General features: G+C 68.2%; 17 protein-coding genes, 1 tRNA gene and 3 pseudogenes. 6 read left to right on the top strand and 15 right to left on the bottom strand.

All coding sequences use genetic code 11. From position 1 onward, the window contains the following. Nucleotides 1-129 precede the first annotated feature (129 nt). The gene (gene hrpA / locus WJ35_RS01315) at nucleotides 130-4,341 is read right to left on the bottom strand and encodes an ATP-dependent RNA helicase HrpA (RefSeq protein ID WP_060238194.1); all 4,212 of its coding nucleotides are present in this window, start codon (nucleotides 4,339-4,341) and stop codon (nucleotides 130-132) included. A gap of 23 nt (nucleotides 4,342-4,364) precedes the next feature. Here hrpA and argA point away from each other — a divergent pair, with 23 nt between their 5' ends. The 3 genes from argA to WJ35_RS01300 all read left to right on the top strand — a co-directional run bounded on the left by argA (nucleotide 4,365) and on the right by WJ35_RS01300 (nucleotide 6,346). Next, nucleotides 4,365-5,744: an amino-acid N-acetyltransferase gene (gene argA / locus WJ35_RS01310; RefSeq protein WP_059926732.1), complete on the top strand. Its 1,380-nt coding sequence runs from the start codon at nucleotides 4,365-4,367 to the stop codon at nucleotides 5,742-5,744. A gap of 50 nt (nucleotides 5,745-5,794) precedes the next feature. After that, complete coding sequence (locus WJ35_RS01305) at nucleotides 5,795-6,070, top strand: oxidative damage protection protein (protein WP_009692666.1); 276 nt, start codon at nucleotides 5,795-5,797, stop codon at nucleotides 6,068-6,070. A gap of 201 nt (nucleotides 6,071-6,271) precedes the next feature. Further along, nucleotides 6,272-6,346, top strand: a tRNA-Val gene (locus WJ35_RS01300). A gap of 45 nt (nucleotides 6,347-6,391) precedes the next feature. Here WJ35_RS01300 and WJ35_RS01295 read toward each other — a convergent pair. Then, nucleotides 6,392-6,736, bottom strand: a complete 345-nt coding sequence (locus tag WJ35_RS01295) for a hypothetical protein (RefSeq protein ID WP_059696978.1) — start codon at nucleotides 6,734-6,736, stop codon at nucleotides 6,392-6,394. 494 nt (nucleotides 6,737-7,230) lie between these two features. Between WJ35_RS01295 and WJ35_RS01290 the strand changes: the two genes are divergently transcribed. After that, nucleotides 7,231-9,129 (top strand): DUF262 domain-containing protein, encoded by a 1,899-nt coding sequence (locus WJ35_RS01290; protein WP_069238640.1) that lies wholly within the window; start codon nucleotides 7,231-7,233, stop codon nucleotides 9,127-9,129. Nucleotides 9,130-9,479: 350 nt separating this feature from the next. Here the strand turns inward: WJ35_RS01290 and WJ35_RS01285 are convergent, their stop codons facing one another. The 10 genes and pseudogenes from WJ35_RS01285 to hutH all read right to left on the bottom strand — a co-directional run bounded on the left by WJ35_RS01285 (nucleotide 9,480) and on the right by hutH (nucleotide 20,344). Next, nucleotides 9,480-10,817, bottom strand: a complete 1,338-nt coding sequence (locus WJ35_RS01285) for a glutamine synthetase family protein (protein WP_060238168.1) — start codon at nucleotides 10,815-10,817, stop codon at nucleotides 9,480-9,482. 12 nt (nucleotides 10,818-10,829) lie between these two features. After that, nucleotides 10,830-11,638: pseudogene (locus tag WJ35_RS01280) on the bottom strand (gamma-glutamyl-gamma-aminobutyrate hydrolase family protein). A 144-nt stretch (nucleotides 11,639-11,782) separates the two neighbouring features. After that, the gene (locus WJ35_RS01275) at nucleotides 11,783-12,007 is read right to left on the bottom strand and encodes a hypothetical protein (RefSeq protein WP_069238639.1); all 225 of its coding nucleotides are present in this window, start codon (nucleotides 12,005-12,007) and stop codon (nucleotides 11,783-11,785) included. A gap of 272 nt (nucleotides 12,008-12,279) precedes the next feature. Beyond that, nucleotides 12,280-13,080, bottom strand: a complete 801-nt coding sequence (gene hutG, locus WJ35_RS01270) for an N-formylglutamate deformylase (protein ID WP_069239378.1) — start codon at nucleotides 13,078-13,080, stop codon at nucleotides 12,280-12,282. 58 nt (nucleotides 13,081-13,138) lie between these two features. Continuing rightward, nucleotides 13,139-14,515, bottom strand: a complete 1,377-nt coding sequence (locus WJ35_RS01265) for a formimidoylglutamate deiminase (protein ID WP_060238329.1) — start codon at nucleotides 14,513-14,515, stop codon at nucleotides 13,139-13,141. Nucleotides 14,516-14,526: 11 nt separating this feature from the next. Then, on the bottom strand, nucleotides 14,527-15,750 hold the full coding sequence (hutI, locus tag WJ35_RS01260; RefSeq protein ID WP_060238165.1) for an imidazolonepropionase: 1,224 nt from the start codon (nucleotides 15,748-15,750) through the stop codon (nucleotides 14,527-14,529). A gap of 4 nt (nucleotides 15,751-15,754) precedes the next feature. Beyond that, the gene (locus tag WJ35_RS01255) at nucleotides 15,755-16,393 is read right to left on the bottom strand and encodes a HutD family protein (RefSeq protein ID WP_060238163.1); all 639 of its coding nucleotides are present in this window, start codon (nucleotides 16,391-16,393) and stop codon (nucleotides 15,755-15,757) included. Nucleotides 16,394-16,395: 2 nt separating this feature from the next. Further along, entirely contained in the window at nucleotides 16,396-18,084 is a 1,689-nt protein-coding gene (hutU, locus tag WJ35_RS01250) for a urocanate hydratase (RefSeq protein ID WP_010091901.1), read from the bottom strand. 37 nt (nucleotides 18,085-18,121) lie between these two features. After that, nucleotides 18,122-18,816, bottom strand: a pseudogene (gene hutC, locus WJ35_RS29365) (histidine utilization repressor). A 4-nt stretch (nucleotides 18,817-18,820) separates the two neighbouring features. Beyond that, complete coding sequence (hutH, locus tag WJ35_RS01245) at nucleotides 18,821-20,344, bottom strand: histidine ammonia-lyase (protein WP_060238157.1); 1,524 nt, start codon at nucleotides 20,342-20,344, stop codon at nucleotides 18,821-18,823. A 151-nt stretch (nucleotides 20,345-20,495) separates the two neighbouring features. Here hutH and WJ35_RS01240 point away from each other — a divergent pair. Beyond that, nucleotides 20,496-21,130 (top strand): annotated as a pseudogene (locus WJ35_RS01240) (transporter substrate-binding domain-containing protein); the annotation flags it as partial. On the opposite strand, the gene WJ35_RS01235 reads toward WJ35_RS01240, so the two are convergent. Both WJ35_RS01235 and WJ35_RS01230 read right to left on the bottom strand, forming a co-directional pair. After that, nucleotides 21,102-21,911 carry a 4'-phosphopantetheinyl transferase family protein gene (locus tag WJ35_RS01235; protein ID WP_069238638.1) on the bottom strand — a complete coding sequence of 270 codons (810 nt, stop codon included), beginning with the start codon at nucleotides 21,909-21,911 and terminating at the stop codon, nucleotides 21,102-21,104. The pseudogene WJ35_RS01240 and the gene WJ35_RS01235 sit on opposite strands and share 29 nt — an antisense overlap. Before the next feature lie 160 nt (nucleotides 21,912-22,071). Continuing rightward, nucleotides 22,072-23,121, bottom strand: a complete 1,050-nt coding sequence (locus WJ35_RS01230) for an alpha/beta fold hydrolase (protein WP_069239377.1) — start codon at nucleotides 23,119-23,121, stop codon at nucleotides 22,072-22,074. Nucleotides 23,122-23,241: 120 nt separating this feature from the next. Here WJ35_RS01230 and WJ35_RS01225 point away from each other — a divergent pair, with 120 nt between their 5' ends. Further along, the gene (locus WJ35_RS01225; RefSeq protein ID WP_060238148.1) at nucleotides 23,242-24,183 is read left to right on the top strand and encodes a LysR substrate-binding domain-containing protein; all 942 of its coding nucleotides are present in this window, start codon (nucleotides 23,242-23,244) and stop codon (nucleotides 24,181-24,183) included. Between the two features lie 34 nt (nucleotides 24,184-24,217). Here WJ35_RS01225 and WJ35_RS01220 read toward each other — a convergent pair whose 3' ends face one another. Then, nucleotides 24,218-25,198, bottom strand: a complete 981-nt coding sequence (locus WJ35_RS01220; protein WP_069238637.1) for an acetyltransferase — start codon at nucleotides 25,196-25,198, stop codon at nucleotides 24,218-24,220. Between the last annotated feature and the right edge of the window lie 54 nt (nucleotides 25,199-25,252).

Below are 25,252 nucleotides of genomic sequence, written 5' to 3'. Positions count from 1 at the left end.
ACGACCGCCCCCGCCGGTTGACGGAAACGGACGTTGCGCCACTTCGACGCAGGGCCGGCGGCGGCGTTCCCGCGCGCGCGAAAGATTCCCGCGCGGGGCGCGCCGCCGGCCGGGGCCGGGACTAAACACCTAGCGTTGCATCGATTCCCAGACCTTGTGCAGCCGCTTGACCGACACCGGCATCGGCGTGCGCAGCTCCTGCGCGAACAGCGAGATCCGCAGCTCCTCGAGCAGCCAGCGGAACTCCGCGAGGCGCGCATCGGCGACGCCGCCGCGCTGCGACACCGCGCGCTGGTATTGCTGGACGAGCGGCTGCAGGTCGCCGAACTGCTTCGCGTCGCGGGCCGGATCGGCCTTCAGCTTGTCGATCCGCAGCGCGATCCCCTTCAGGTAGCGCGGGAAGTGCGCAAGCTGAACGTAAGGCGTGTCGATCACGAAGCGCTTGCCGACCAGCGCGGCGAGCTGCTGCTGCAGGTCCGCGTGCGCCTGCGCGAACGGCTTCGCCTGCGCGAGCTTCTTCGCGAGCCCCGCGTATTCGGCGAGGATCTGCCCGACGAGCCGCGCGATCTCCTGCGCGAGCAGGTTCAGGCGGCTGCGGCCCTCGTCGCGGCGCGCGTGGAAGCTCGCGTCGTCGACGGGCAGCGGGTCCTGCAGGCACGCGCGGTCGAGCGCGGTGTCGATCAGCTGGTCGCGCAGCTCGTCCTGCGTGCCGAGCGACATGTACTGCATCGCCATCTCGCGCAGGCCCGGCAGGTTCTTCTCCAGATACTTGATCGGCTCCTTCAGCTGCAGCGCGAACAGCCGCCGCAGCCCCGCGCGGTGGATGCGCGCGGCTTCCTCCGGCGAATCGAACACCTCGACGTCGCAATGCGCGCCGCGGTCGACGAGCGCCGGGTAGCCGAACAGCGTCTGCCCGCGCCGGCGGATTTCCAGCAGCTCGGGCAGCTTGCCGAAATTCCAGGTCGTCAGGTTCTCGTAGAGCGCCGTCGCACCGGCTTCCGCCGGGGCGGCCGCCTGCGGCGGTGCGCCCTTCCCGATCTTGCCGCCGCCCTTGCCGCCCGGCGCGGCGCCCGCGCCGGCGGACGGCGCCGCGGACGGGGCCGCATCGGCGTCGCCGCCGGCCGTGATCGTCGCCGCCGCGGCGATTTTCTGGAACTGCTGCTGCGCCTGCGCGCCGAGTTCGCTGCGCAGCTGCGCGAGATTGCGCCCCATCGCGAGCTGGCGGCCGTGCTCGTCGATCACCTTGAAGTTCATGAACAGGTGCGCGGGCAGCGTCTCGAGCTTGAAATCGCCCGTCTTCATCATGACCTGCGTCTGCGCGCGCACGTCGGCGATCAGCGCCTCGACGAGCCCGCCCGCACCGAAGCGCTCGCGCCCCATGCGCTCGACGAAGCCGGCCGCATAGTCGGGCAGCGGCACGCAGTGCCGGCGCAGCTTCTGCGGCAGCGACTTCAGCAGCAGCTGCACCTTCTCCTTCAGCATCCCCGGCACGAGCCACTCGCAGCGGCGCGCATCGACCTGGTTCAGCGCGTAGAGCGGCACCGCGAGCGTCACGCCGTCGCGCGGCGCGCCCGGCTCGAAGTGATACGTGAGCGCCATCTCGACGCCCGCCATCGTCGCGCGCTTCGGGAACAGCTCGGTCGTCACGCCCGCCGCCTCGTGGCGCATCAGGTCGTCGCGCGACAGGTACAGCAGGCGCAGCTTGTCGTCCGGCTGGCCGCCCTTCTTCACCTCGTCGCGATACCAGCGCTCGAACGCGGCGCCCGTGTGGATGCCTTCCGGAAGCGCCTGGTCGTAGAACGCGTAGATCAGCTCGTCGTCGACCAGCACGTCCTGCCGGCGCGACTTGTGCTCGAGCTGCTCGATGTCGGCGAGCAGCTTGCGGTTGTGCGCGAAGAACGCGAGCTTCGTGTCGAACTCGCCTTCGACGAGCGCGCCGCGGATGAACAGCTCGCGCGCGCGCGCCGGGTCCTGCCTGCCGAACGCGACGCGCCGCCGGTGGTAGACCGGCAAGCCGTACAGCGTCGCGCGCTCGAATGCGCTCACCTGCGCCGGGCGCTTTTCCCAGTGCGGCTCCGACAGCGCCTTCTTCAGCAGATGCGCGCCGACCTTCTCGATCCATTCCGGCTCGATCTTCGCGAGGCAGCGCGCGTACAGCCGGCTCGTCTCGACCAGCTCGGCCGCCATCACCCAGCGTCCCGCCTTCTTCGCGAGCGCCGAGCCCGGCCACAGGAAGAACTTGATCCCGCGCGCGCCGAGATAGTGCGGCTCGTCGTCGGCCTTCAGCCCGAGGTTGCCGAGCAGGCCCGTCATCAGGGCCAGATGGATCTGCTCGTATGTCGCTTCCGCGTCGTTCAGCCGCCAGCCGTGCTCGCGCACGACGGTCAGGAGCTGCGAATGCACGTCGCGCCATTCGCGCAGGCGCAGGTGCGACAGGAAATTCTGGCGGCACGCGTCGATCAGCTGGCGGTTCGACCTCTTGTGCGCGACCGCTTCCTCGAACCACGCCCAGATCTTCAGCCACTGCAGGAATTCCGAGCGCTCGTCGGCGAAGCGGCGGTGCGCCTGGTCGGCCTGCTCCTGCGCGTCGATCGGCCGGTCGCGCGGGTCCTGCACCGACAGCGCGCTCGCGATGATCAGCACTTCGCGCAGCGCCTGCTGGTCGCGCGCGCCGAGGATCATCCGCCCGACCCGCGGATCGAGCGGCAGCCGCGCGAGCTCGCGGCCGAGCGGCGTCAGCGCGTTGTCGTCGTCGACCGCGCCGAGCTCGTTGAGCAGCTGGTAGCCGTCCGCGATCGCGCGGCCCGGCGGCGGCTCGAGGAACGGGAACATCTCGATCGCCGTCAGGTGCAGCGACTTCATCCGCAGGATCACCGACGCGAGCGACGAGCGCAGGATTTCCGGATCGGTGAAGCGCGGCCGCGCCTGGTAATCGGTTTCCTCGTACAGGCGGATGCAGATGCCGTCCGCGACCCGGCCGCAGCGGCCCGCGCGCTGGTTCGCGGCGGCCTGCGAGATCGACTCGACCTGCAGCTGCTCGACCTTGTTCCGGTACGAATAGCGCTTCACGCGCGCGAGGCCCGTGTCGACGACGTAGCGGATGCCCGGCACCGTCAGCGAGGTCTCGGCGACGTTCGTCGCGAGCACGATGCGGCGCGCGTTCGACGGCTTGAACACCTTGTCCTGCTCGGCCGCCGACAGGCGCGCGAACAGCGGCAGGATCTCGGTGTGCGGCGGGTGATGCTTGCGCAGCGCCTCCGCGGCCTCGCGGATCTCGCGCTCGCCGGGCAGGAACACCAGCACGTCGCCCGAGCCTTCGCGGCACAGCTCGTCGACCGCGTCGACGATCGCGTCCATCAGGTCGCGCTCGGCCTCGCGCGCGGTCTTCACGCGGTCACGGCTCGCGGTGCCCTCGGCGTGCTTCACGGCCGGGCGGTCCTCGGCCACCGGCCGATAGCGCACTTCGACCGGATACAGGCGCCCGCTCACCTCGATCACCGGCGCCGGCCGTTCGTCGCTGCCGAAATGGCGCGCGAAGCGGTCCGCGTCGATCGTCGCCGACGTGACGATCAGCTTCAGGTCCGGGCGCTTCGGCAGGATCTGCTTCAGGTAGCCGAGCAGGAAGTCGATGTTCAGGCTGCGCTCGTGCGCCTCGTCGATGATCAGCGTGTCGTACGCCTTCAGCAGCGGATCGGTCTGCGTCTCGGCGAGCAGGATGCCGTCCGTCATCAGCTTGACGGACGCGCCGGGCGCGAGATTGTCGGTGAAGCGCACCTTGTAGCCGACCACTTCGCCGAACGGCGTGCCGAGCTCCTCGGCAATGCGGCGGCCGGTCGACGACGCGGCGAGCCGGCGCGGCTGCGTGTGGCCGATCAGGCCGGTGCCGCCCGCGCCGAGGCCGCGGCCGAGTTCGAGGCAGATCTTCGGGAGCTGCGTGGTCTTGCCCGAGCCCGTCTCGCCGCAGACGATCACGACCTGATGACCGGCGATCGCGCGCGCGATCTCGTCGCGCTTGCCCGACACGGGCAGGCTTTCGGGGAACGTGATCGGCGGGACCGGATTGGGCGTGACGGCGGCACGCGGCGCGCGCTCGCGGCGCGGCGCGCCGGACTCGCGCGGCGGCGCATCGCGCCGTTCTCGTTGCGGCTCGCGCTGTGGCTCGCGCTGCGGCTGGGCCTGCGGCTCGCTGCGTCGCTCGCGTTGCGGCGCGCGCTGCGGATTGCCCGTCGGCGCGCGTGGCGTCCGGCCCTCAGGCTGGCGCGCGTCGCCCGCACCATCCGGGTGCTCGGCCGACGGCGCGTTGGCCCGCGTCGGCGCGGGACTTTTAGGTACATTCGACATGGGGGCGCATTATAATCCCGCCCATGAATTCCCAAACCGACCTCCCCCCCGCCCAGTCCGGCGCCGCGAACCCGCCGGCCGCCGACGATTCGGCCGCCAGCCACGCGCAGTTCGTCGACTGGATGCGCTCCGTCGCGCCCTATATCCACAAGTTCCGCAACAACACATTCGTCGTGGGATTCGGCGGCGAGGTCGTGCAACAGGGGCTCCTGAGCGCGCTCGTGTCCGACATCGCGCTGCTGCAGGCGATGGGCATCCAGATCGTGCTCGTGCACGGCTCGCGGCCGCAGGTCGAGGAGCAGCTGAACCTGCACGGTGTCGAATCCGAGTTTTCGCACGGGCTGCGCATCACCGATGCGCGCGCGCTCGAATCCGCGAAGGAAGCGGCCGGCGAAGTGCGACTCGACATCGAGGCCGCGATCAGCCAGGGCCTGCCGAACTCGCCGATGGCGCACGCGCACATCAGCGTCGTGTCGGGCAACTTCGTGACGGCGCGGCCGGTCGGGATCCTCGACGGGGTCGATTTCGCGCATACGGGTGTCGTGCGCAAGATCGATGCCGAATCGATCCGCCATTCGCTCGCGAGCCGCAAGCTCGTGCTGCTGTCGCCGCTCGGCTTCTCGCCGACCGGCGAGGCGTTCAACCTGTCGATGGAGGACGTCGCGTCCGCGGCGGCGATCGCGCTGCGCGCCGACAAGATCATCTTCCTGACCGAGGCGCCCGGCATCGTCGACGACGAAGGCGAGCTGGTCCGCGAAATGTCGCTCGACGCGGCCGCCGAGCTGCTCGACTCGGGCAACATCCAGGGCGACGACGCGTTCTTCCTGAAGCACGCGATCCGCGCGTGCCGCGGCGGCGTGACCCGTGCGCACCTGATCCCGCAGTCGCTCGACGGCAGCATGCTGCTCGAGCTGTTCCTGCACGACGGCGTCGGCACGATGATCTCGTACGAGAACCTCGAGAGCCTGCGCGAAGCGACGCCGGACGACGTCGGCGGCATCCTGTCGCTGATCGAGCCGCTCGAGACGGACGGCACGCTGGTGCGGCGCGGGCGCCACCAGATCGAGCGCGACATCGACCACTTCTCGGTGATCGAGCACGACGGCGTGCTGTTCGGCTGCGCGGCGCTGTACCCATACCAGCAGGAAAAGATCGGCGAGATGGCGTGCCTGACCGTCGCGCCCGAGGCGCAAGGCTCCGGCGACGGCGAGCGGCTGCTCAAGCGCATCGAGCAGCGCGCGCGGGCGCGCGGCCTCACGCACATCTTCGTGCTCACGACGCGCACCGAGCACTGGTTCCTCAAGCGCGGCTTCGTGAAGGTGAGCGTCGACGACCTGCCGGAAGACCGCCGCAAACTCTATAACTGGCAGCGCAAGTCGCTCGTGCTGATGAAGCAGCTCTGAGCGCAGGCACGGCTGCCCTCCCCCCAGACCGATTACAGGAGAAGTACACGATGGCTCGAATGATCCAATGCGCGAAGCTCGGCAAGGAAGCCGAAGGTCTCGATTTCCCGCCGCTGCCGGGCGAACTCGGCAAGCGCATCTACGAAAGCGTGTCGAAGGAAGCGTGGCAGGGCTGGCTCAAGCAGCAGACGATGCTGATCAACGAGAACCGCCTGAACATGGCCGACCCGCGCGCGCGCCAGTACCTGATGAAGCAGACCGAGAAGTACTTCTTCGGCGAAGGTGCGGACCAGGCGTCCGGCTACGTGCCGCCGACGGAAGGCTGACGCGATGCGCGTTGCGACGGGGGCGTCGCGGCGCGATGTCGAGCAAACGGCACCGTGCATCGCGCGGTGCCGTTTGCTTTTGGGGATGTGCGAGCGGAACGGTGCGGTGCTTGCGCGCGGTCCGTTCGCTGCGGCCCGCAAAAATATTTGAAGAAAGTACTTTACGAAGCGAAAAAGCTCTGACATAATTTCAGCTTCTTTGGGCGGTTAGCTCAGCGGTAGAGCACTGCCTTCACACGGCAGGGGTCACTGGTTCGATCCCAGTACCGCCCACCAAAGATTCGAAGGGCCGGCAATCGCCGGCCCTTCTTGCTTTCCGGGTCAGCACTTGGCGAAGTGTTCGTCAAGTGTCCTCTCGCCCAACCGGATTGTTGGCACGTTCTTGTCACACTTCTTCTTCGAGGTGTCTGGTGCCAACCATTCGCAAACGCGGCGACTGCCAATTTCAGGCGATCGTCCGTCGTCAGGGATCCCCCCACTAACCAAAACCTTCATCAGTCGCAAAGAGGCTGAGGCCCGGGCTGCCCGCATCGAATCCGAAATGCTGGCCGGGTCGTTCTCGAGGCCGACCGAATCCAGCAAAACGCCGTTGAGCAAACTGCTGATCCGGTACCCGCCAACGAGCACTCCGAGCAACGCGATAAACGCGGCATTGAGGTCAGCCATGATTTTCCTTCTTCATTTGGCAAAGGCCGGGTGTAGTCCGAATGCGGGAACTAATATCAACTACCAGCCGAGTCCATCGCTACGCGGCCTAACGCGAGAGCGGCATTAAAAAATCGCCCCGATTGAGGGCGATTGCGGTGCTCCTCGTTACATCAACCTTTCACGGTGCTATGAGTGCTCTTGGTGACGACCTACCAGTGACCACTCAACTCTGGCCGAACGATACGAGCAACCGCCGCAAAAGCAATCCGTCTTCGCTCTTCATTTGTCGAAACGCGGCCAAGCATCCGCGCCGAGTCGCCCAAAAAGCGACCTATTGGCACCGCAAACCTGACCGAGCGGTTGATGAAGCCTAGGCGCGGCGAATCAGCTACTACCCGAAGTAGATGACCATCAGGCAAATGAAGGGCTGCGAGCGCACGTGTGAACGGAGGTTGGTATCATGGCGGCGACCAAACGAAGCCACACCCTAAGAGCAAGAAGAGACCTATCCAATGGATGCCAACGCAATAACGTTGCTCGATATCTTCGAGAAAAAGATGCGCCTAGAGATTCCCACTTTTCAACGCCAATACGTCTGGCGACGGGAACATCAATGGGAACCGCTTTGGGAAGACATTGCCCGCAAGTTCTCCGAGTTCATCGAAGATAGAAAAGATGCTCCGGTTCACTTCCTTGGAGCGATGGTTATCGACCAAAAGCAGACGCAAACTGGCAAAGTCGAGCGACGTAGCGTCATCGACGGACAGCAGCGACTCACTACATTTCAAATTTTCCTCGCGGCATTCCGGGACTTTTGCCGTGCCGAAGGCTTGGATGACTTCGCCGAAGAGTGCGATGCCTACGTCACGAATAAAGGGCGCATGGCAGAGTCGGAAGTTGAACGTTTCAAGGTTTGGCCAACACTCTCCGATCGAGCTCAGTTCACATCCGTGATTTTGGCTGGATCAAAGGCAGCACTGGAAGCTGCCTATCCGCTGATTCGCGAGAAGTACGCCCGCAAGCCCTTACCTCGCCCCAGAATGGTCGAGGCATATCTGTTCTTCTATGACCAGCTCGCCGAATTTTTCAAAGGCTCCGAGGGGATACCTGCGGTCGCCGAGAATATGCCGCTTGCCGATCGTGTCGAAGAGTGCTTCGAGGCACTGAAAACCGCCCTCAAAGTCGTGGCCATCGATCTTGATCGCGAAGATGATGCTCAAGTTATCTTTGAGACTCTCAACGCGCGCGGCGAACCCCTTCTGCCGGCAGACTTGCTGCGTAACTACATCTTTCTGCGCGCGGCTCGCCAAGAAGAGGCCCAAGAGAAACTTTATGAACAATATTGGGCAGGGTTCGATCAGATTTTTTGGCGAGAAGAGGTAACACAGGGCCGTCTCAAGCGGCCGCGTAGCGACCTGTTCATGCAGCACTTCCTCGCCAGCAAACAGGCGCGCGACATTCCCATTAAACATCTTTTTGTTGAGTATAAATACTGGATCGAACGTGACAAGCCATTTTTGACGGTCGAAGATGAACTGATAGCGCTTGTTAATCAGCGGGATTCGTATAGACGAATTGCACCGGACAGTGATGACCAGACGTTCAGCAAACTTGCACACTTTCTTGACGTATTCGACGTGAGCACGGTCTATCCGCCGCTGCTTGCCATGTTCGATCGAGGCGCCACAGATGTTGAAGCGTTGCGTGCGGCAGAAATGTTGGAAAGCTATCTGATCCGACGCGCAGTGTGCGGCGCGGAAACGAAAGCATACAACCGTATTTTCATGGGCTTGACCCGTGCGATTCGCGAAAGTGGCCCCACCGCCAAAGTCGTGTATGATTATCTTTCATCCCTCCGCAGTGCAACCGACCAATGGTTAAGTGACGAGGTATTTTCTCGCGCCTGGATGAGCAGCGACATTTATAACGTGCTCAACAACCGACGTCTCACCTACATCCTAGCTCGGGTGAGCGAAACCTATCGATCGGCAAAAACTGAAGTTATTAAATTCGACAGTCAAGTCACGATTGAGCATGTGATGCCGCAAAGCTGGATCGAGCACTGGCCGCTTCAAAACGGGTTACAGGGCGTTAAGGATGCCTGGCTTCGTGACGAAGAAACGCCCGAAATTTTGGCAAGTAAACGTCGAGACAATTTGATACACACGTTTGGGAATCTCACGCTAATCACCGGCAGCCTCAATAGCGCGATAAAGCACGGCGCTTGGGTAGAAAAACGCGCTGGCATTCTGGCCAACTCCGTCCTACCGATCAACGGGAGACTATCGCAATACGATAGCTGGGACGAGGCTACTATCGAACAGCGCGGGCACGAACTTCTTGAGCGAGCACTCAAGATATGGCCGCGCGCCGAACCGCATCTGATCGCAGTGCCGGCAGAAGCGGAATGAACCGCTAACTGTGACTCGAACTCAGCGCACAACGCGGCAACCACATCTGCAAGCGGAAGAGATGAGGAGCAGTCCATCTGCTCCTCGACCATCGTTGAGCAAACGCGCAGATTTCGCGCCGAGCCGTCGTCGAATCAACGCGCGTATCGCCCCCGCGACGCGTTCATGAATGCCGCCCCGCTCATCGACACGTGGCCCGACGCCACGCCTTAGCCATCGCGAGCAAGTCCGGTCCGAACGCGGAATGTAGCTGAGTGAACCATTCGTCGCCGCGCCCCAACCAGCCCATCACTGCGCCAGCGCTGGCTGCGCTCCGTTCGACCCTATCGACTCCCCCTTCCCCGCGCCCCTCACACGTGCAGCAGCAGATGCCGGCGCTCCCATGAACTGATCACGCGGAAGAACGCCTCGTATTCGGTTTCCTTCAGCGCGAGATACGCCTTCACGAACTTGTCGCCGAGAATCTCCGCGAGCGGCGTGCACGCAGCCATCAGCGAAATGCCTTCCTCGAGATTGCGCGGCAATTGATATGGCAGGTCGTAGCCGTCGGACGCAAGCGGCTCCGTCGGCTCGAGCCGCTGCGTGATGCCGAGATAGCCGGCGGCGAGCGTCGCCGCGAACGCCAGGTACGGATTGCAGTCGACGCCCGGAATGCGGTTCTCGATGCGGCGCGCCAGTGGGCTCGACTGCGGAATCCGGAAGCCGACCGTGCGGTTGTCGTAGCCCCACTGAACGTTGATCGGCGCGGCCATGAAGCGCGACAGCCGGCGATACGAATTGATGTACGGCGCGAAGATCGGCATCAGCGCCGGCGTGTACGTCTGCAACCCGGCGAGATAGCCGCGAAACAGCGGCGTCACGTCGCCTTTCGCGTCGGTGAACAGGTTGCGGCCGGTTTGCGGATCCGCGAGGCTCTGGTGAATGTGCATCGCGGAGCCGGGCTCGCCTTCCATCGGCTTCGCCATGAACGTCGCGTACATGTTGTGCCGCAACGCCGCTTCGCGCACCGTGCGCTTGAACAGGAACACCTGGTCCGCGAGCGACAGCGCGTCGCCGTGCATGAAGTTGATCTCCATCTGCGCGGCGCCGACTTCGTGGATCAGCGTCTCGATGTCGAGCCCCTGCATTTCACAGTACTCGTAGATGTCCTCGAACAGCGGATCGAATTCGTTGACGGCCTCGATCGAATACGACTGCCGGCCCGTCTCCGCGCGCCCGGTGCGGCCGACCGGCGGACGCAGCGGCAGGTCCGGATCGGCGTTCATGTCGATCAGGTAGAACTCGAGCTCGGGCGCCACGACCGGCTTCCAGCCCTTCTCGCGATACAGCTCGAGCACGCGGCGCAGCACGTAGCGCGGCGAGATCTCGACCGGCGAGCCGTCGAAGTGCACGCAGTCGTGGATCACCTGCGCGGTCGGGTCGACCGCCCACGGGATCAGGCAGATCGTCGACGGGTCGGGCACGCACACCATGTCGGGATCGGTGACGCCGGTCAGCGTGCCGTCCTCCGGATAGTCGCCGGTGACGGTCTGCACCATCACCGCCTGCGGCAGCCGCATCGATTCGCCGGATTCGAACTTGTTGCGCGGGATGATCTTGCCGCGCGCGATGCCGGCCATGTCGGGAATGATCGCCTCGACCTCGGTGATGCGATGCTGCCTGAGGAATTCGTCCAGTGCGGGTTGCATGATCGGCCTCTTTCAGTCGACGACATGTGCGGCCGGCGGCGCGGTATCACCGTCGACGGCCGCACGGATACGGTGCGTCATGTGCGCGCGGCACGCCGCGCCGAATGCCGCGAAGATGTCGCGCGACAGCGGCTGCTCCGCGAACCGCCATTCGGGATGCCACTGCACGCCGAGCGCGAACGCGCGCGCGCCGCGCACGCTCACCGCCTCGATCAGTCCGTCGGGCGCGCTCGCCTCGACGACGAGCCCCGCGCCGATGCGCGCGATGCCCTGGTCATGCAGCGAATTGACCGTCGCTTCGCACGCGCCGCGCGCGATCCGCTGCAGCAGGCCGCCCGGCGCGAAACGCACGACGTGCGCGGGACCGTATTGCGCGTCGAGCGGATCGGACGGCGTCTCGCGATGGTCGGCGAATCCCGCGGTCGCATGCAGCCGCTGATGCAGCGTGCCGCCATACGCGACGTTCATTTCCTGCATCCCGCGGCAGATCGCGAGCACCGGCACGCCGGCGTCGATCGCCGCGCGCATCAGCGGCAGCGCGGTCGCGTCGCGCGCCGGATCGTGCAGCGTGCCGGGGCGCTCGCGTGCCCGCCGTAACGATGCGGCTCGACGTTCGAATGGCTGCCGGTGAACAGCAGGCCGTCGACCGCCGCGACGAGCGCGTCGACCGGCTGGCGCATGCCGAGCGCAGGCAGCACGAACGCGAGCACGCCCGCGCCGTCGACCACCGCGACCAGATATTTCTCGCCGGCCGTGTGGTTCGGGTGTGCGCCGCGCAGCACGCGGTCGGCGCTGACCGCTACGATCGGCCGCGCGCGCATGAGCGCCTCCGCGTCGAGCGCACAATGCATGCGCATGCGCATGCACCGGCCGATGGACATCTGGTGCTGCGTCGCGCGCAGCCGCGCACGTGCGCGCGACGCGGCAACGCTCGCTGCGGCACGAAGAGAAAACAAACAAGGACGCTAGGGCAGCAACGACGCGCTGCCGTCGCACTGCACTGCGCTGAACACATGCGCGGTGACGACGTTGAAGCGGCGCACGCCGCGGTCGGAGGCGGCGAAAAGACGAGGCGCATGCAGGAGATCGGCGTGCGTGCCGCGCTCAGCATGCCGGATCGACCCGGCCTGAGGCGGCGCGCCCGCCGACGGACTTCGCGTCCGCTGGATCGAAGGGCTGGCGGCTTTCACGATCGTACTCGACTGACTTGATTGAGGCAGCACACGGGTCGCGTTCGAGCGAATGCGGCAATGCGGCGTGACGCTGAACGCACCGGCTCGCGTGACGACTTCCTGACATTCAGCTTATATCACCTAAAAATTGCGTCAAATTTTCGGCGGTCGCTCCACGCATCGTACGAATGAAAAAACGGCATCGACCGGCGCAGTCGATGCCGTTTTGTGCGGCGCGTCAACACACCGGGCACGCCGCAGCACCATGCAACGACGCACGCCGCGACACGCTATCCGCGATGCGCCAGCGCGGTCTCCACCAGCGTGCGCAGCAACGGCACGACCTGCGCGGCGCGCGCTTCGTCGTACGCGTACGGACGCGTCTCTTCCATGTACGTGATCTGCGCGAGTTCGAGCTGCACGGCCTGCACGCCCGTCTCGGGCACGCCGTAATGACGCGTGATGTAGCCGCCCTTGAAGCGGCCGTTCGCGACCGCCGTGTAGCCGCCATGCGCGATCACGCGCTCGGCCAGTGCTTCCGCAAGACCGGGCGCGGCGCTCGCGCCGTTCGCGGTGCCGAAGTTGAAGTCCGGCAGCCACCCGTCGAAGAAGCGCGGCACGTGCGAGCGGATCGAATGCGCCTCCCACACCAGCACGCGGCCGTGCTCGCGCTTCACGCGCGCGATCTCGCCCTGCAGCGCGTCATGGTACGGCCGCCAGTAGCGGTCGCGGCGGCGCAGGATCTCGTCGTTGCCGGGCAGCGCGCCGGCCGGATAGAGCGGCGCCTTGTCGAACGTGTCGACCGGCACGAGGCCCGTCGTGTCCTGCCCCGGGTACAGATTCTCGTTGTCGGGCGGCCGGTTCAGGTCGACGACGTAGCGCGCATGCGACGGCACCAGCACCGATGCGCCGAGCGCGACGGCGAAGCCGTACAGGCGCTCGAGGTGCCAGTCGCAATCGTCGACGAAGCGCGCGTCGGGCGTCATCGTCGCGGCGATGTCGTCGGGAATGAACGTACCCGCGTGGGGAATCGAGATCAGCAGCGGCAGCGTGCCCTGCTTCAGCGTGAATACAGCCGGTTGGTCGGTCATGTCGGTCCCGTGTCGGTCGGACGGCGCGCGCCCCGCGGCGCGCGCCGGTTGCCGCGCATCAGCGCAGCAGTTGCGCCAGCGCGGCGCGGTAAGCGGCATACGCGGCGGCTTCGTCGCGATGGCGGCGTTCGCGCACGACGCATTCGCCGCCCGTGTAGACGTCGCGCACCGGCGTGTCGCCGTGCTCGGCGAACACCGCGCCGGACAGCCACGCCGCGCTGTCGTGCTCGGCAATCGCCGGATGATCGGGATCGAGCACGAGCCAGTCGGCGCGGCAGCCCGCGCGCAGCGCGCCGATCCGCCGCCCGCTCGCCTGCGCGCCGCCGGCCAGCGCCGCGTCGAACAGGCGATCCGCGACGTAAGGCTGCGCGTCGCTCGCGAGCACGTTGCGCGCGCGATGCACGAGCCGCTGCCCGTATTCGAGCAGGCGCAATTCGGCGCGCCAGTCGACCGACGCATGGCTGTCGGAGCCGATGCCGATCACGCCGCCGTGCGCGAGATAGTCGACGGCCGGGAACACGCCGTCGCCGAGGTTCGCTTCCGTCGTCAGGCACAGGCCCGCGACCGCACGGCGCTGCGCGAGCGCCGCGGTCTCGGCCGCGTCGACGTGCGTCGCGTGCACGAGGCACCAGCGCGCATCGACGTCGAAGCGGTCGAGCAGCCACTGCACGGGGCGCGCGCCATAGGCGCGCACGCAGTCGTCGACCTCGGCCGTCTGTTCGGCGATGTGGATATGCATGGGCGCGTCGTCGGGCAACCCGTCGAGCAGCGTGCGCAAGCCCGCTTCGGACACCGCGCGCAGCGAGTGCGGCGCGACGCCGTAGCGCAGCGCGCCGCACTCCGGCGCGGCGCGGCGCATCGCGTCGAGCAGTTCGAGCAGGCCGTCGGGCGTGTTGATGAAGCGGCGCTGGTCGTCGCGCGGCGGCTTGTTGCCGAAGCCCGCGAACTGGTACGACACGGGCAGCATCGTGATGCCGATGCCGGCCGCGCGCGCCGCGTCGATCACGCGCACGCCGAGCTCGGCGGGCTGCGGATAGCGCGCGCCGTCCTGCGCATGATGCACGTAGTGGAATTCGCACACCGACGTGTAGCCGCATTTCAGCATCTCGACGTACAGCCAGCGCGCGATCGCCGCGAGCGCGTCGGGCGTGATCTTCAGCGCGAAGCGGTACATCAGGTCGCGCCAGCTCCAGAAGCTGTCGGACGGGTTCGCGCGGTATTCGGTGAGCCCCGCCATCGCGCGCTGGAACGCGTGCGAGTGCAGGTTCGGCATGCCGGGCAGCACCGGCCCCGCCGCGCGCGCGGCGCCCGCCGGCGCATCGGTGCCGGGCGTCACCTCGGTCAGCGTGCCGGCCGCGTCCCAGCGCAGCAGCACGTTGCGGCGCCAGCCTTCAGGCAGGTAGGCGTGCGCCGCGAACAACGTCTTGTCGGTCATCGTGAGTCCCATCATCCGTTCGTGCGGCGAAACACGGTCGTCCCGCCGCGCACGACCCGCTCGCACAGCGGGCGGCCGATCCAGTAGGCGAGCTCCGCGAGCGAGCCGACCGACCACACCGCGAAATCGGCCTGGCGGCCGACCTCGAGCGCACCGTGGCGATCCGCGCGGCCGAGCGCCGCGGCCGCATGGCGCGTGACGCCCTGCAGCACCTCCGGCACCGTCATCCGGAACAGCGTGCAGCCGAGGTTCATCGTCAGCAGCAGCGATTCGAGCGGCGACGTGCCCGGGTTGTGATCGGTCGCGAGCGCGATCGGCACGCCGTGCTTGCGCAGCAGGTCGAGCGGCGGCAGTTGCGTCTCGCGTATGAAGTAGTACGCGCCGGGCAACAGCACGGCGACCGTGCCGGCCGCCTTCATCGCCTCGATGCCGGCTTCGTCGAGAAATTCGAGGTGGTCGGCGGACAGCGCGCGATAGCGCGCGGCGAGCGCGGTGCCGCCCGCGTTCGACAGTTGCTCCGCGTGCAGCTTGACCGGCAGCGCGCGCCGCGTCGCGGCCTCGAACACGCGCTCGGTCTGCGCGAGCGAGAAGCCGATCCGCTCGCAGAACACGTCGACCGCGTCGACGAGCCCTTCGTCGGCGAGCGCCGGCAGCATCCGTTCGCACACTTCGTCGATGTACGCGTCCGCACGGCCCGCGAATTCGGGCGGCAGCGCGTGCGCGCCGAGGAAGGTCGTGTAGACGGTCACCGGAAAGCGCTCGCCGAGCTGCCGCGCGACGCGCAGCATCTTGCGCTCGCTCGCGAGGTCGAGCCCGTAGCCCGACTTGATCTCGATCGCGGTCACGCCTTCGGCGAGCAGCGGCTGCAGGCGCGCGGCGGCCTGCACGAACAGCGTCGTCTCGTCGGCCGCGCGCGTCGCGCGCACCGTCGACACGATCCCGCCGCCCTGCCGCGCGATTTCTTCGTAGCTGACGCCCGCGAGCCGCTGCGCGAATTCGTCCGCGCGCGTGCCGCCGTACACGAGGTGCGTGTGACAGTCGACGAGCCCCGGCGTCACCCACGCGCCGTGCAGGTCTTCGCGCGCCCAGTGCGCATAGCCGTGCGGCAGCGCGGCGAACGCGCCGAGCCAGACGATCGCGCCGGTTTCGTCGACGGCAATCGCCGCGTCGTCGATCGTCTCGTCGGGATGGCCGTGCGGACACAGCCTCAGGTGATGCCAGACAGTCGGTTTCATGCGATCAGTTCGTATCGGTAGCGTCGAGCGACACGGCGAGCAGCGCGCCGTCGCCGCTCACCGCGACGTCGAGCGCACGCTGCAGCCCGTCGAGCCGCAGCGTGTCCAGTTCTTCCAGCGTGTAAGTTGCGCCGTCGAGCGCGACCTGCACCGTCCCCGTCGCGCAGAACAGCAGCACGGTGTCCGCGCGCGCGATGCGATGCGTGCCGGCGCGCCACGCGGCGACCGCCCCGTGCGTCGTCGCGCGGCGCGTCATCAGGTTGAAGTCGCGCGTCGGGCCGTCGTGCAGCGTCGCATCGATCGCTGTCTCGCCCGCGAAATCCGCGCGCGCGAGCGGCGCGTCGAGCACGTGGCGCGTGCCGCCCGCTTCGGCGAGCGTCATGCCCGCGCCGGACAGCAGCACGAGCGTGCGGTCGACGCCTTCGAAACGCGAGAACGGCCCCGCCGCGGCGACGTCCGCGACGCTCACGCGCCACGCGAACGCGTCGAGCGCGGCGCCGGGCGGCGCCCCGAAGGATGTCCCCTTGGGGGGATGCGCGGCGATCTCGCGCGTCACGCCACCGCCGTTCTTCCACGGCGACGCGACGAGACCCGCTGCGCGGATCATCGTCGCGTTCACCGGCGCCTGGTCGTGCGCCGTCATGCTCAGCGGCCGAGCATCGGCAGCTTCAGGCCGGCTTCGCGGGCCGTCTGCTGCGCGAGTTCGTAGCCGGCGTCCGCATGGCGCATCACGCCCGTGGCCGGATCGTTCAGCAGCACGCGGCCGAGACGCTCGTGCGCTTCAGCGGTGCCGTCCGCGACGATCACGACGCCCGAGTGCTGCGAGAAGCCCATCCCGACGCCGCCGCCGTGGTGCAGCGACACCCACGATGCGCCGCCCGCGGTGTTCAGCAGCGCGTTGAGCAGCGGCCAGTCGCTGACGGCGTCCGAGCCGTCCTTCATCGATTCCGTCTCGCGGTTCGGGCTCGCGACCGAACCCGTGTCGAGGTGGTCGCGGCCGATCACGATCGGCGCCTTCAGCTCGCCGTTCTTCACCATCTCGTTGAACGCCTGGCCGAGGCGGTAGCGATCCTTCACGCCGACCCAGCAGATCCGCGCGGGCAGGCCCTGGAACGCGATGCGCTCGCGCGCCATGTCGAGCCAGTTGTGCAGGTGCGGATCGTCGGGGATCAGCTCCTTCACCTTCTGGTCGGTCTTGTAGATGTCCTCCGGATCGCCGGACAGCGCAACCCAGCGGAACGGGCCCTTGCCTTCGCAGAACAGCGGCCGGATATACGCCGGCACGAAGCCCGGGAAGTCGAACGCGTTCTCGACGCCCATTTCCAGCGCCATCTGGCGGATGTTGTTGCCGTAGTCGAGCGTCGCCGCGCCGCGCTGCTGCAGCGCCAGCATCGCGCGCACCTGCACGGCCATCGACTGCTTCGCGACCTTCACGATGCTCTGCGGATCGACCTTCTGCGCCTCGCGCCACTGCGCGACGGTCCAGCCCTGCGGCAGGTAGCCGTTGATCGGGTCGTGCGCGCTCGTCTGGTCGGTCACGCAATCCGGCGTGATGCCGCGCTCGACGAGTTCCGCGAACACGTCGGCCGCGTTGCCGAGCAGGCCGATCGACACCGGCTTGCCGGTGCGCTTCGCTTCCTCGACCATGCCGAGCGCCTCGTCGAGGGTCGTCGCCTTCTTGTCGACGTAGCGGGTCTTCAGGCGGAAGTCGATGCGCGTCTCGTCGCATTCGACCGCGATCATCGAGAAGCCGGCCATCGTCGCCGCGAGCGGCTGCGCGCCGCCCATCCCGCCCAGGCCGCCCGTCAGGATCCAGCGGCCCGACGGGTCGCCGTTGAAGTGCTGGTTCGCGACCGCGAAGAAGGTTTCATAGGTGCCCTGAACGATGCCCTGGCTGCCGATGTAGATCCAGCTGCCGGCCGTCATCTGGCCGTACATCATCAGGCCCTTGCGGTCGAGCTCGTTGAAGTGGTCCCAGGTCGCCCAGTGCGGCACCAGGTTCGAGTTCGCGAGCAGCACGCGGGGCGCATCCTTGTGCGTGCGGAACACGCCGACCGGCTTGCCCGATTGCACGAGCAGCGTCTCGTCCTCGTTCAGGTCCTTCAGCGACGCGAGGATCTGGTCGTAGCATTCCCAGTTGCGCGCCGCGCGGCCGATGCCGCCGTACACGACGAGCGCGTGCGGGTGCTCGGCGACTTCCGGGTCCAGGTTGTTCTGGATCATCCGGTACGCCGCTTCCGCGAGCCAGGTCTTGCAGGTCTTCTCGCTGCCGCGCGGCGCGCGGATCGTGCGCGTCGGATCGAGACGGGGATCGATGTGTTTCGGATGGTTCATGACGACTGCTCCCGAGGGAAATGGAAAATCAACAGATTCAGAAATGCCCGGTGAAGCGATAACGGCTGCCGGGATGCCACAGATTCGCCACCGAGGCGACGACGCCCTGCGACCAGGTGCGCCGATGTAAAACCAGACACGGTTCGACGTCGTCCATCCGAAGCTGCTCGCGCCGCTCCGGCGGGGTGCGGCCGCTTCGATCCGGTACTCGACGCGCTGCAGCGGCGCCGCGCGCATCAGGTACTGGTTCGGCGTCGTGTTCGTGAAATCCTGCGCGGCGTAATCCGGCGCGACCGCCGGATTCACCCATCGTTCTTCGAGCTGCACCGGCTCGTCGTTCTCGAAATGCAGCACCTGCGAGTGAAACAGCTTCGCGCGCACCGCGACCTGCATCTCGTCCGCGAGCGCCTCGTCGGCCCTCACGGTCTCGAGGCCGAGCACGCTTGCGCGATGCGCGTGGCCGCGCGCGGCCACCTCTTCCGAGATGCTGCGGATCGCCACCAGGGTCGACTCGTACTTCGGCCGCGCGACGTAGGTGCCGGCGCCCTTCAGGCGCGTGAGCACCTGCTCGGCCGTCAGCTCGCGCAGCGCGCGGTTGACGGTCATCCGCGCGACCCTGAACTCGCGGGCCAGCTCGTTCTCGGACGGCACCTGGTCGCCCTCCTCCCACTCGCCGGCGTGGATGCGGGCCAGGATGAATTCCTTGATCTCCTGGTAGACCGGTGCGCTCATCGCGTTACTGTTCCGATGCGAACGAGAACGGGCTGTGCTGCGCGAACGCGCGCTCGCCGACCAGCTTCGCGATCACCGCGATGTCCGGCGCGAAGTAGTGGTCGAGCTCGTAGTGCGCGACCTTGCCGCGGATCGTCTCCATCACGGGCGCGAGCTTCGGGCTCGTGTGATGCGGCGCGCGCAGGTCGACGCCCTGCGCGGCGGCCAGCAGTTCGATCGCGAGGATGTGCTTCGTGTTGTCCGCGATGTCGGCGAGCTTGCGTGCGGCGAAGGTCGCCATCGACACGTGGTCTTCCTGGTTCGCCGAGGTCGGCAGCGAGTCGACCGACGCCGGGTGCGCGAGTGTCTTGTTTTCCGACGCCAAGGCGGCCGCCGTCACGTGCGCGATCATGAAGCCCGAGTTCACGCCGCCGTCCTTCACGAGGAACGGGGGCAGGCCCGACAGCGTCGCGTCGATCAGCAGCGCGATGCGGCGCTCGGCCAGCGCGCCGATTTCCGATGCGGCGAGCGCGAGGTTGTCGGCCGCGAACGCGACGGGTTCCGCGTGGAAGTTGCCGCCCGACAGCACTTCGCCGGTGTCCGGGAAGATCAGCGGGTTGTCCGACACGGCGTTCGCCTCGACCAGCAGCACGTCGGCCGCATGGCGCATCTGGTCCAGGCACGCACCCATCACCTGCGGCTGGCAGCGCAGGCTGTACGGATCCTGCACCTTGTCGCAGTCGCGGTGCGACTGGTTGATCGGCGAGCCTTCGAGCAGGTCGCGGTAGGACGCGGCCGCGTCGATCTGGCCTTGATGGCCGCGCAGCTCGTGGATGCGCGCGTCGAACGGCTTCACCGAGCCGGCCGCCGCGTCGACCGACAGCGCGCCCGCAACCAGCGCGGTGCGGTACAGGTCTTCGATCGCGAACATGTTGTCGAGCGCCAGCGCCGTCGACGCCTGCGTGCCGTTCAGCAGCGCGAGGCCTTCCTTCGCCTGCAGCGTGAGCGGCGCGAGGCCCGCGACGCGCAGCCCCTCAAGCGCGCTCGCGCGCTCGCCGCGGATGAACACTTCGCCGACGCCGAGCAGCACCGCCGACATGTGCGCGAGCGGCGCGAGGTCGCCCGACGCGCCGACCGAGCCCTTCACCGGGATCAGCGGCAGCACGTCCGCGTTGAACAGCTTGATCAGCGCGTCCATCACTTCGCGACGGATGCCCGAGTGGCCACGGCCGAGGCTCGACAGCTTCAGCGCCATCAGGAGGCGCACCGACGAGCGCGCCATCGGCTCGCCGACGCCGACCGCGTGCGACAGCACGAGGTTCTTCTGCAGCAGTTCGAGCTGGTCGTGCGGGATGTGCGTGCTCGCCAGGCGGCCGAAGCCCGTGTTGATGCCGTAGGCCGGGTCGCCCTTCGCGGCGATGTCGGCCACCGCCTTCGCGCCGGCGTCGATCTTCGCGAAGCTGGCCGGGTCGAGCACGAGCTGCACGGGTTCGCGGGCGATCTTGCGCAGTTGCGGGAGGGTCAGGTGGCCGGGGGTCAGCGTAATCATGTGAGCAATCCTGTCTAGACAAGTTCGAGATGGATGCAGTGTAGCCATCCAAACTTGTCTAGACAACCCGAATTTCATAATTCCGGCTCGGGAGTTTCCCTGAGGCGCGACACGGCCGGCCTGAGCGCGGCGGCGCCTCGGTGAAATGACGCCGGCGGCGTCGCAGAACCGCATGCCGCTCGTGCAGAACGGCACGGTCGACCTCGAATGCGGCGTGACGACGAATCTCGCCGCGCGTCACGCGCAGGTCGCGTTCTCGACGACCTTCTTCGTCGCGACGACGCGCCTGCTCACGCGCACCACGTCGGGCATCCGCGACTTCCCCGACCTGGCCGGCAAGACCGTCGTGACGAACCAGGGCACGACGTCCGAGCGGCTGCTGCGCAGGATGAACGAGGAAAAGAAGATGAACATGCAGATCATCAGCGCGAAGGACTACGGCGAGGGGCGCCTCACGCTCGAATCGGGCCGCGCGGTCGCGTACATGATGGACGACGTACTGCTCGCGGGCGTGCGCCAGCTCGCCGCGAAACCGGCGGACTGGACGATCGTCGGCACGCCGCAATCGTCGGAGGCCTACGGCTTCATGCTGCGCAAGGACGATCCGCAGTTCAAGGCGCTCGTCGACGGCGTGCTCGCGCAAGTGATGAAGAGCGGCGAGATCGGCGAGATCGTGGGCCGTACGACAAGTGATTCACGAAGCCGATGCAGCCGAACGGACTCGCTTGCGACTTCCCGATGAGCGACGCGATCCGCGCTACGCGGCGCCGCTCGACGGAGCGTCCTCGGCTCGGCGCGTCCACGCGACGCACGCCGCGTAGCCGGGCGCCGCGTCGAACCAGCCGGCGTCGAACGCCGCCACGCCGGCAGCAGGCGCAGCAGGCTCGACGATGGTGGTGGCTGGCGTCACCGGGTCGTGGGGCGGCACCACCGCGAACGCCCGCAGCCCGCCGCCGATGCCGGTGCCGAGCGCCTTGAGCAGCGCTTCCTTCGCGGACCACACGTGCATGAACGCGTCCGCGCGCGCGAGGTCCGGCAGCGCATCGAGATAGGCGGCTTCGCCGGGCGCGCACACTTCGCGCGTCAGCCCGCGCCAGTCGGTCGCGCGGTCGCAGCGCTCGATGTCGACGCCGACCCGGCAGCCGGCCGACCATGCGATCAGCGCGTGATCGCCCGCGTGCGACACGTTGAAATCGAGCGCGGCGCGATGCACGGGGTCCAGCGACGGCCGGCCCGACGCGTCGACGACGAGCGCGACCTCGCGCGGCGCGATGCCGAGCTGCGCGCCGAGCACGTCGCGCAGCGCGACGCGCGTGCCCGCGCTGCGCACCGCGTCCTGCGGCCGCAGAAAGCGGCCCGCCCGCGCGCGCTCGGCGTCGCTCAACGCCGCGTACGCGGGCGACGCGAGCGGCACCTGCCAGTCGAAATCGACGCGCGCGACGCGCACGCCGGCATGCGCTGCGGCCGGCGGCAGATCGAGCATCTGCACGCGCCACGCGCGGCACGGATCGGCATCGGGGGCGGAGTCGGAGGCGGAGTCGGAGGCGGAAGCGGGCGAACGGGACATCGGCACGTAGGGGGTGGTCGAATCAAACGTCCGATGTTAATCGAATGCGCGCTCGAACATCGTCACGGTGCGCGCCCGGTCGCGGGCGTATTGGGTTCATATCGCATGCATATCGCGGGCTCGCGGCGATGGCGTCGCGCGGCTGCAACCGTGTGGCACGTCACCCCTGCGCCACGGCGCCCGGCATGCCGCTTGCCGCGACCGTCGCGCGACGGCGTGCGTGGACGCGGCCCGGCGCATCGGCCGGCAGCGCGCCGTGCTGCAGCCAGTGCAGTGCGACCGGCCACAGTGTGCTGACGAAGCGGCTGTGGAAGAACGCGAAGTGCCCGATCTCGGCGACGCCGATGTCGTGCGGTGCAAGCCGCAGATGCGTGACGTCGCTGCCCGTGTAGTAGCCGGTCAGTCGTTCGATCGCGTCGATCGTGCCGAATGCGTCGTCGTCGAGGCCGATCGCCAGCATCGGCGCCGACAGCCGTGCGAAGCGGCCGGGCAGCGCGGCGCGGCTCGCGGCGGTCTCGGCGAGCGGGCCGCGCGTGTATGCGTCTTCGAAGCGAGCCTGCGAGCGCACCCACGACAGCGCGACGCCGCGCGGCGTGTCTTCCATCCAGCCGAGCCGCTTCGCGGGCACGTAGCCGAACACCGCGGCGAGCGCCGGCATCGCGACGTGCCACTTCCACCACATGCGGCGCCGCTGCTGATGCCGATAGTCGCGCCAGTACGCGTACTGCGCGCCGACCGTCACCACGCGACGCACCGCTGCGTTCGACGCCGCGAGCCCGAGCACGCAGCCGCCGATGCTGTGTGCGACGACGTCGACCGGCTGGCCGGGAAACGCATCGCGCGCGTACTGCAACGCGGCCTCGCAGTCGAGCCGCCCCCAGTCGAGCCAGTTCGCGCGCAGCGTCGCGAGCCGCGCGGGGCGCGACCCGCCGATCCCGCGGTAGTCGTAGACGAGCACGTCGCGGCCATGCGCGAACAGCCACGCGGCGAAGCGGAAGTAATAGTCGCAGCGCACCGACGTCGCGCAATTGACGACCGTCACCGGCCGGCCGGCGCTCGCGCCGCCGCGATGCCGCCACACGTGCGCGCGCAGCGTGTAGCCGTCGGCGGCGGTCAGCGTCACGGCCTGCGGCGGCAGCGCATCGGCCGTACGCTCGTCGGCCGGCGCGGCGTCGTGCACGGCCTCGCGGGCCTGGTTCGAATTCGTCATCCCGTCTCCTGTGCCGCCGCGGATGCGGCGGCGCTCCATCTGCTCGACCGGCTTCCATTGAACTTGACGCTTGCGGCGTTCTCAACCAATCTTGCTGCTTCGTTCGCATGAATCCAACGCATGTCAACGCCTCTCGTCCGTCTCCCGTCGCTGGACCTCGTGCGCGGCTTCGTCGCCGTCGGCCGCCGCATGAGCATTACGCTCGCCGCGCAGGATCTGTGCGTGACGCAATCCGCGGTCAGCCGCCAGGTGCATGCGCTCGAAGCGCATCTCGGCGTCGCGCTGCTGCAGCGCGGCTACCGCAAGATCGCGTTCACGCCGGAAGGCGAGCGCCTGTTCCGCATCGCCGACGCCGCGCTGCACAGCCTGCAGGACGCCGTCGGCACCCTCACCGCCGCGCGCGAGCGCCAGCCGGTCACGATCACCGCGAGCATCGGCGTCACGGCGCTGTGGCTGCTGCCGCGGCTCGGCCGGCTGCAGGCGCGCCATCCGGAGATCGACCTGCGCGTCGCCGCGAACGACAAGGTGCTCGATTTGCGCACCGAAGGCATCGACCTCGGGATCCGCTACGCACCCCTCGACCGTGCGCCGGAAGGCGCGCTGCACCTGTTCGACGAGACGGTGGTGCCGGTCGCGCACCCGGCACATGCGGCGCGGCCGATCGCGGACGCCGCGGCGCTCGCGGGCCACGTGCTGCTCGAATTCGACGGGCAGCCGCAGACGCAGCTGCAGTGGCACGACCACCTGCGCGCGGTCGGGCTCGGCGACGCGCGCCCGAAGAGCGTGCTGCGCTTCAACCAGTACGACCAGGTGATCCAGGCGGCGATCGCCGGCCAGGGCATCGCGCTCGGGCGGCTCGCGCTCGTCGCGCCGATGCTCGCGGACGGCCGGCTGACGGTGCTCGGGCCGCACCGGCCCGCCCCGCAGAACGGCTACGCGTACTGGCTGTACCAGCGCGATCCGGCGCCGCGGCGCGAGGTGGCCGAGGTGCGCGACTGGATTCGCACGGAAGCGGCCGAATGCGACGCGGCCGTGCGCGCGCAGGCCGCCGCGCAGGGGTAACGCCCGGCCCGTGCGGACGGCGCGCGACGCGACGTCAGTCGAGCCGGAACGCCGCCTCGAAGCGCGCGACGAACGCGTCGAATTCCGCTTCCGGCAGATGGTTGATGCCGGCGGCGCGCTTGCGCCCGCCGCCGGTCGGGAAGGTGCGGCAGAAGTCGTCGGCGCCGAGCGGCCGGCCGTCGGGCACGCGCACGCTGACGCAGAGCCCGCCGTCCGCGCGCGGCGACAGCACCGCGAGCGCGACGCCGGGCGCATTGCGCATCCGCTCGTTCGCGAGCATGCCCGTCGCGCGCCGCGCCCACGCCTGATCGGGCATCCGGATCAGCGTCGCGCCCGGCACCTCGCGCAGCGGCGCCAGCGCGCGAGCGCGCGCCAGGTCGTCGCGGCAGCCGTCGCGCAGCGCGGCGAACACCGGCGTGCCGCGCACGAAGTCGAGCGGATCGGCGCACGGCAGCATCGCGTCGGCCAGCGCCGCGGGATCGAAATGCAGGTCGCCGACGCAGTCACCGTACGCGTTGTAGTTCAGGTAGCGCCCGAGCTCCGCGAGCATGCGCGCGTGCTCCGCGCCGATGCCGTGTGCGTGCGCGAGCACGTCGCCGAGCGCGGGCAGCTCGTCGCCGAACGCCGCGACGATCGCCCAGCGCACGTGACGGCCGCCGAGGTAGCGGTTCACGAGCGCGCTCGTGCACACGTCCGCCGCCGTGTCGATGTGCGCGTCGAAACGCGGATCGTCCGGCAGCGCGCCCGCGAAGTGATGGTCGAAATAGCGGATCGCGACGCCGTCGCGCAGCAGCCGGGCAACAGCCTCGCGATTCTGGTCGTGCGACACGTCCAGCACGGTGACCCGGTCGCCCGCGCGCGCGTCGACCCGCGCCAGCAGGCGCACGTCGCGCTTCACGCCGGTGACGAGCACACCCCGCTCGCCCTCGGCGAGCCGCAGTTGCTGAAGCGCGCACAGGCCGTCCGCGTCGCCGTTGAAGGCGAAGAAGTGCCGCCCCTGTCGTTGTTCCTGCATGATCCGTTGTCCCTTCGTCGGCGCGTGAAATCGCTGGCGTTCGCATGGCGCGTC

Origin of the sequence: Burkholderia ubonensis (assembly GCF_001718695.1) — a bacterium.
GTDB classification, from domain to species: Bacteria; Pseudomonadota; Gammaproteobacteria; order Burkholderiales; family Burkholderiaceae; genus Burkholderia; species Burkholderia ubonensis_B.
The sequence above is the reverse complement of the archived record's forward strand: the minus strand, read 5'-3'. Positions and strand labels throughout refer to the sequence as shown.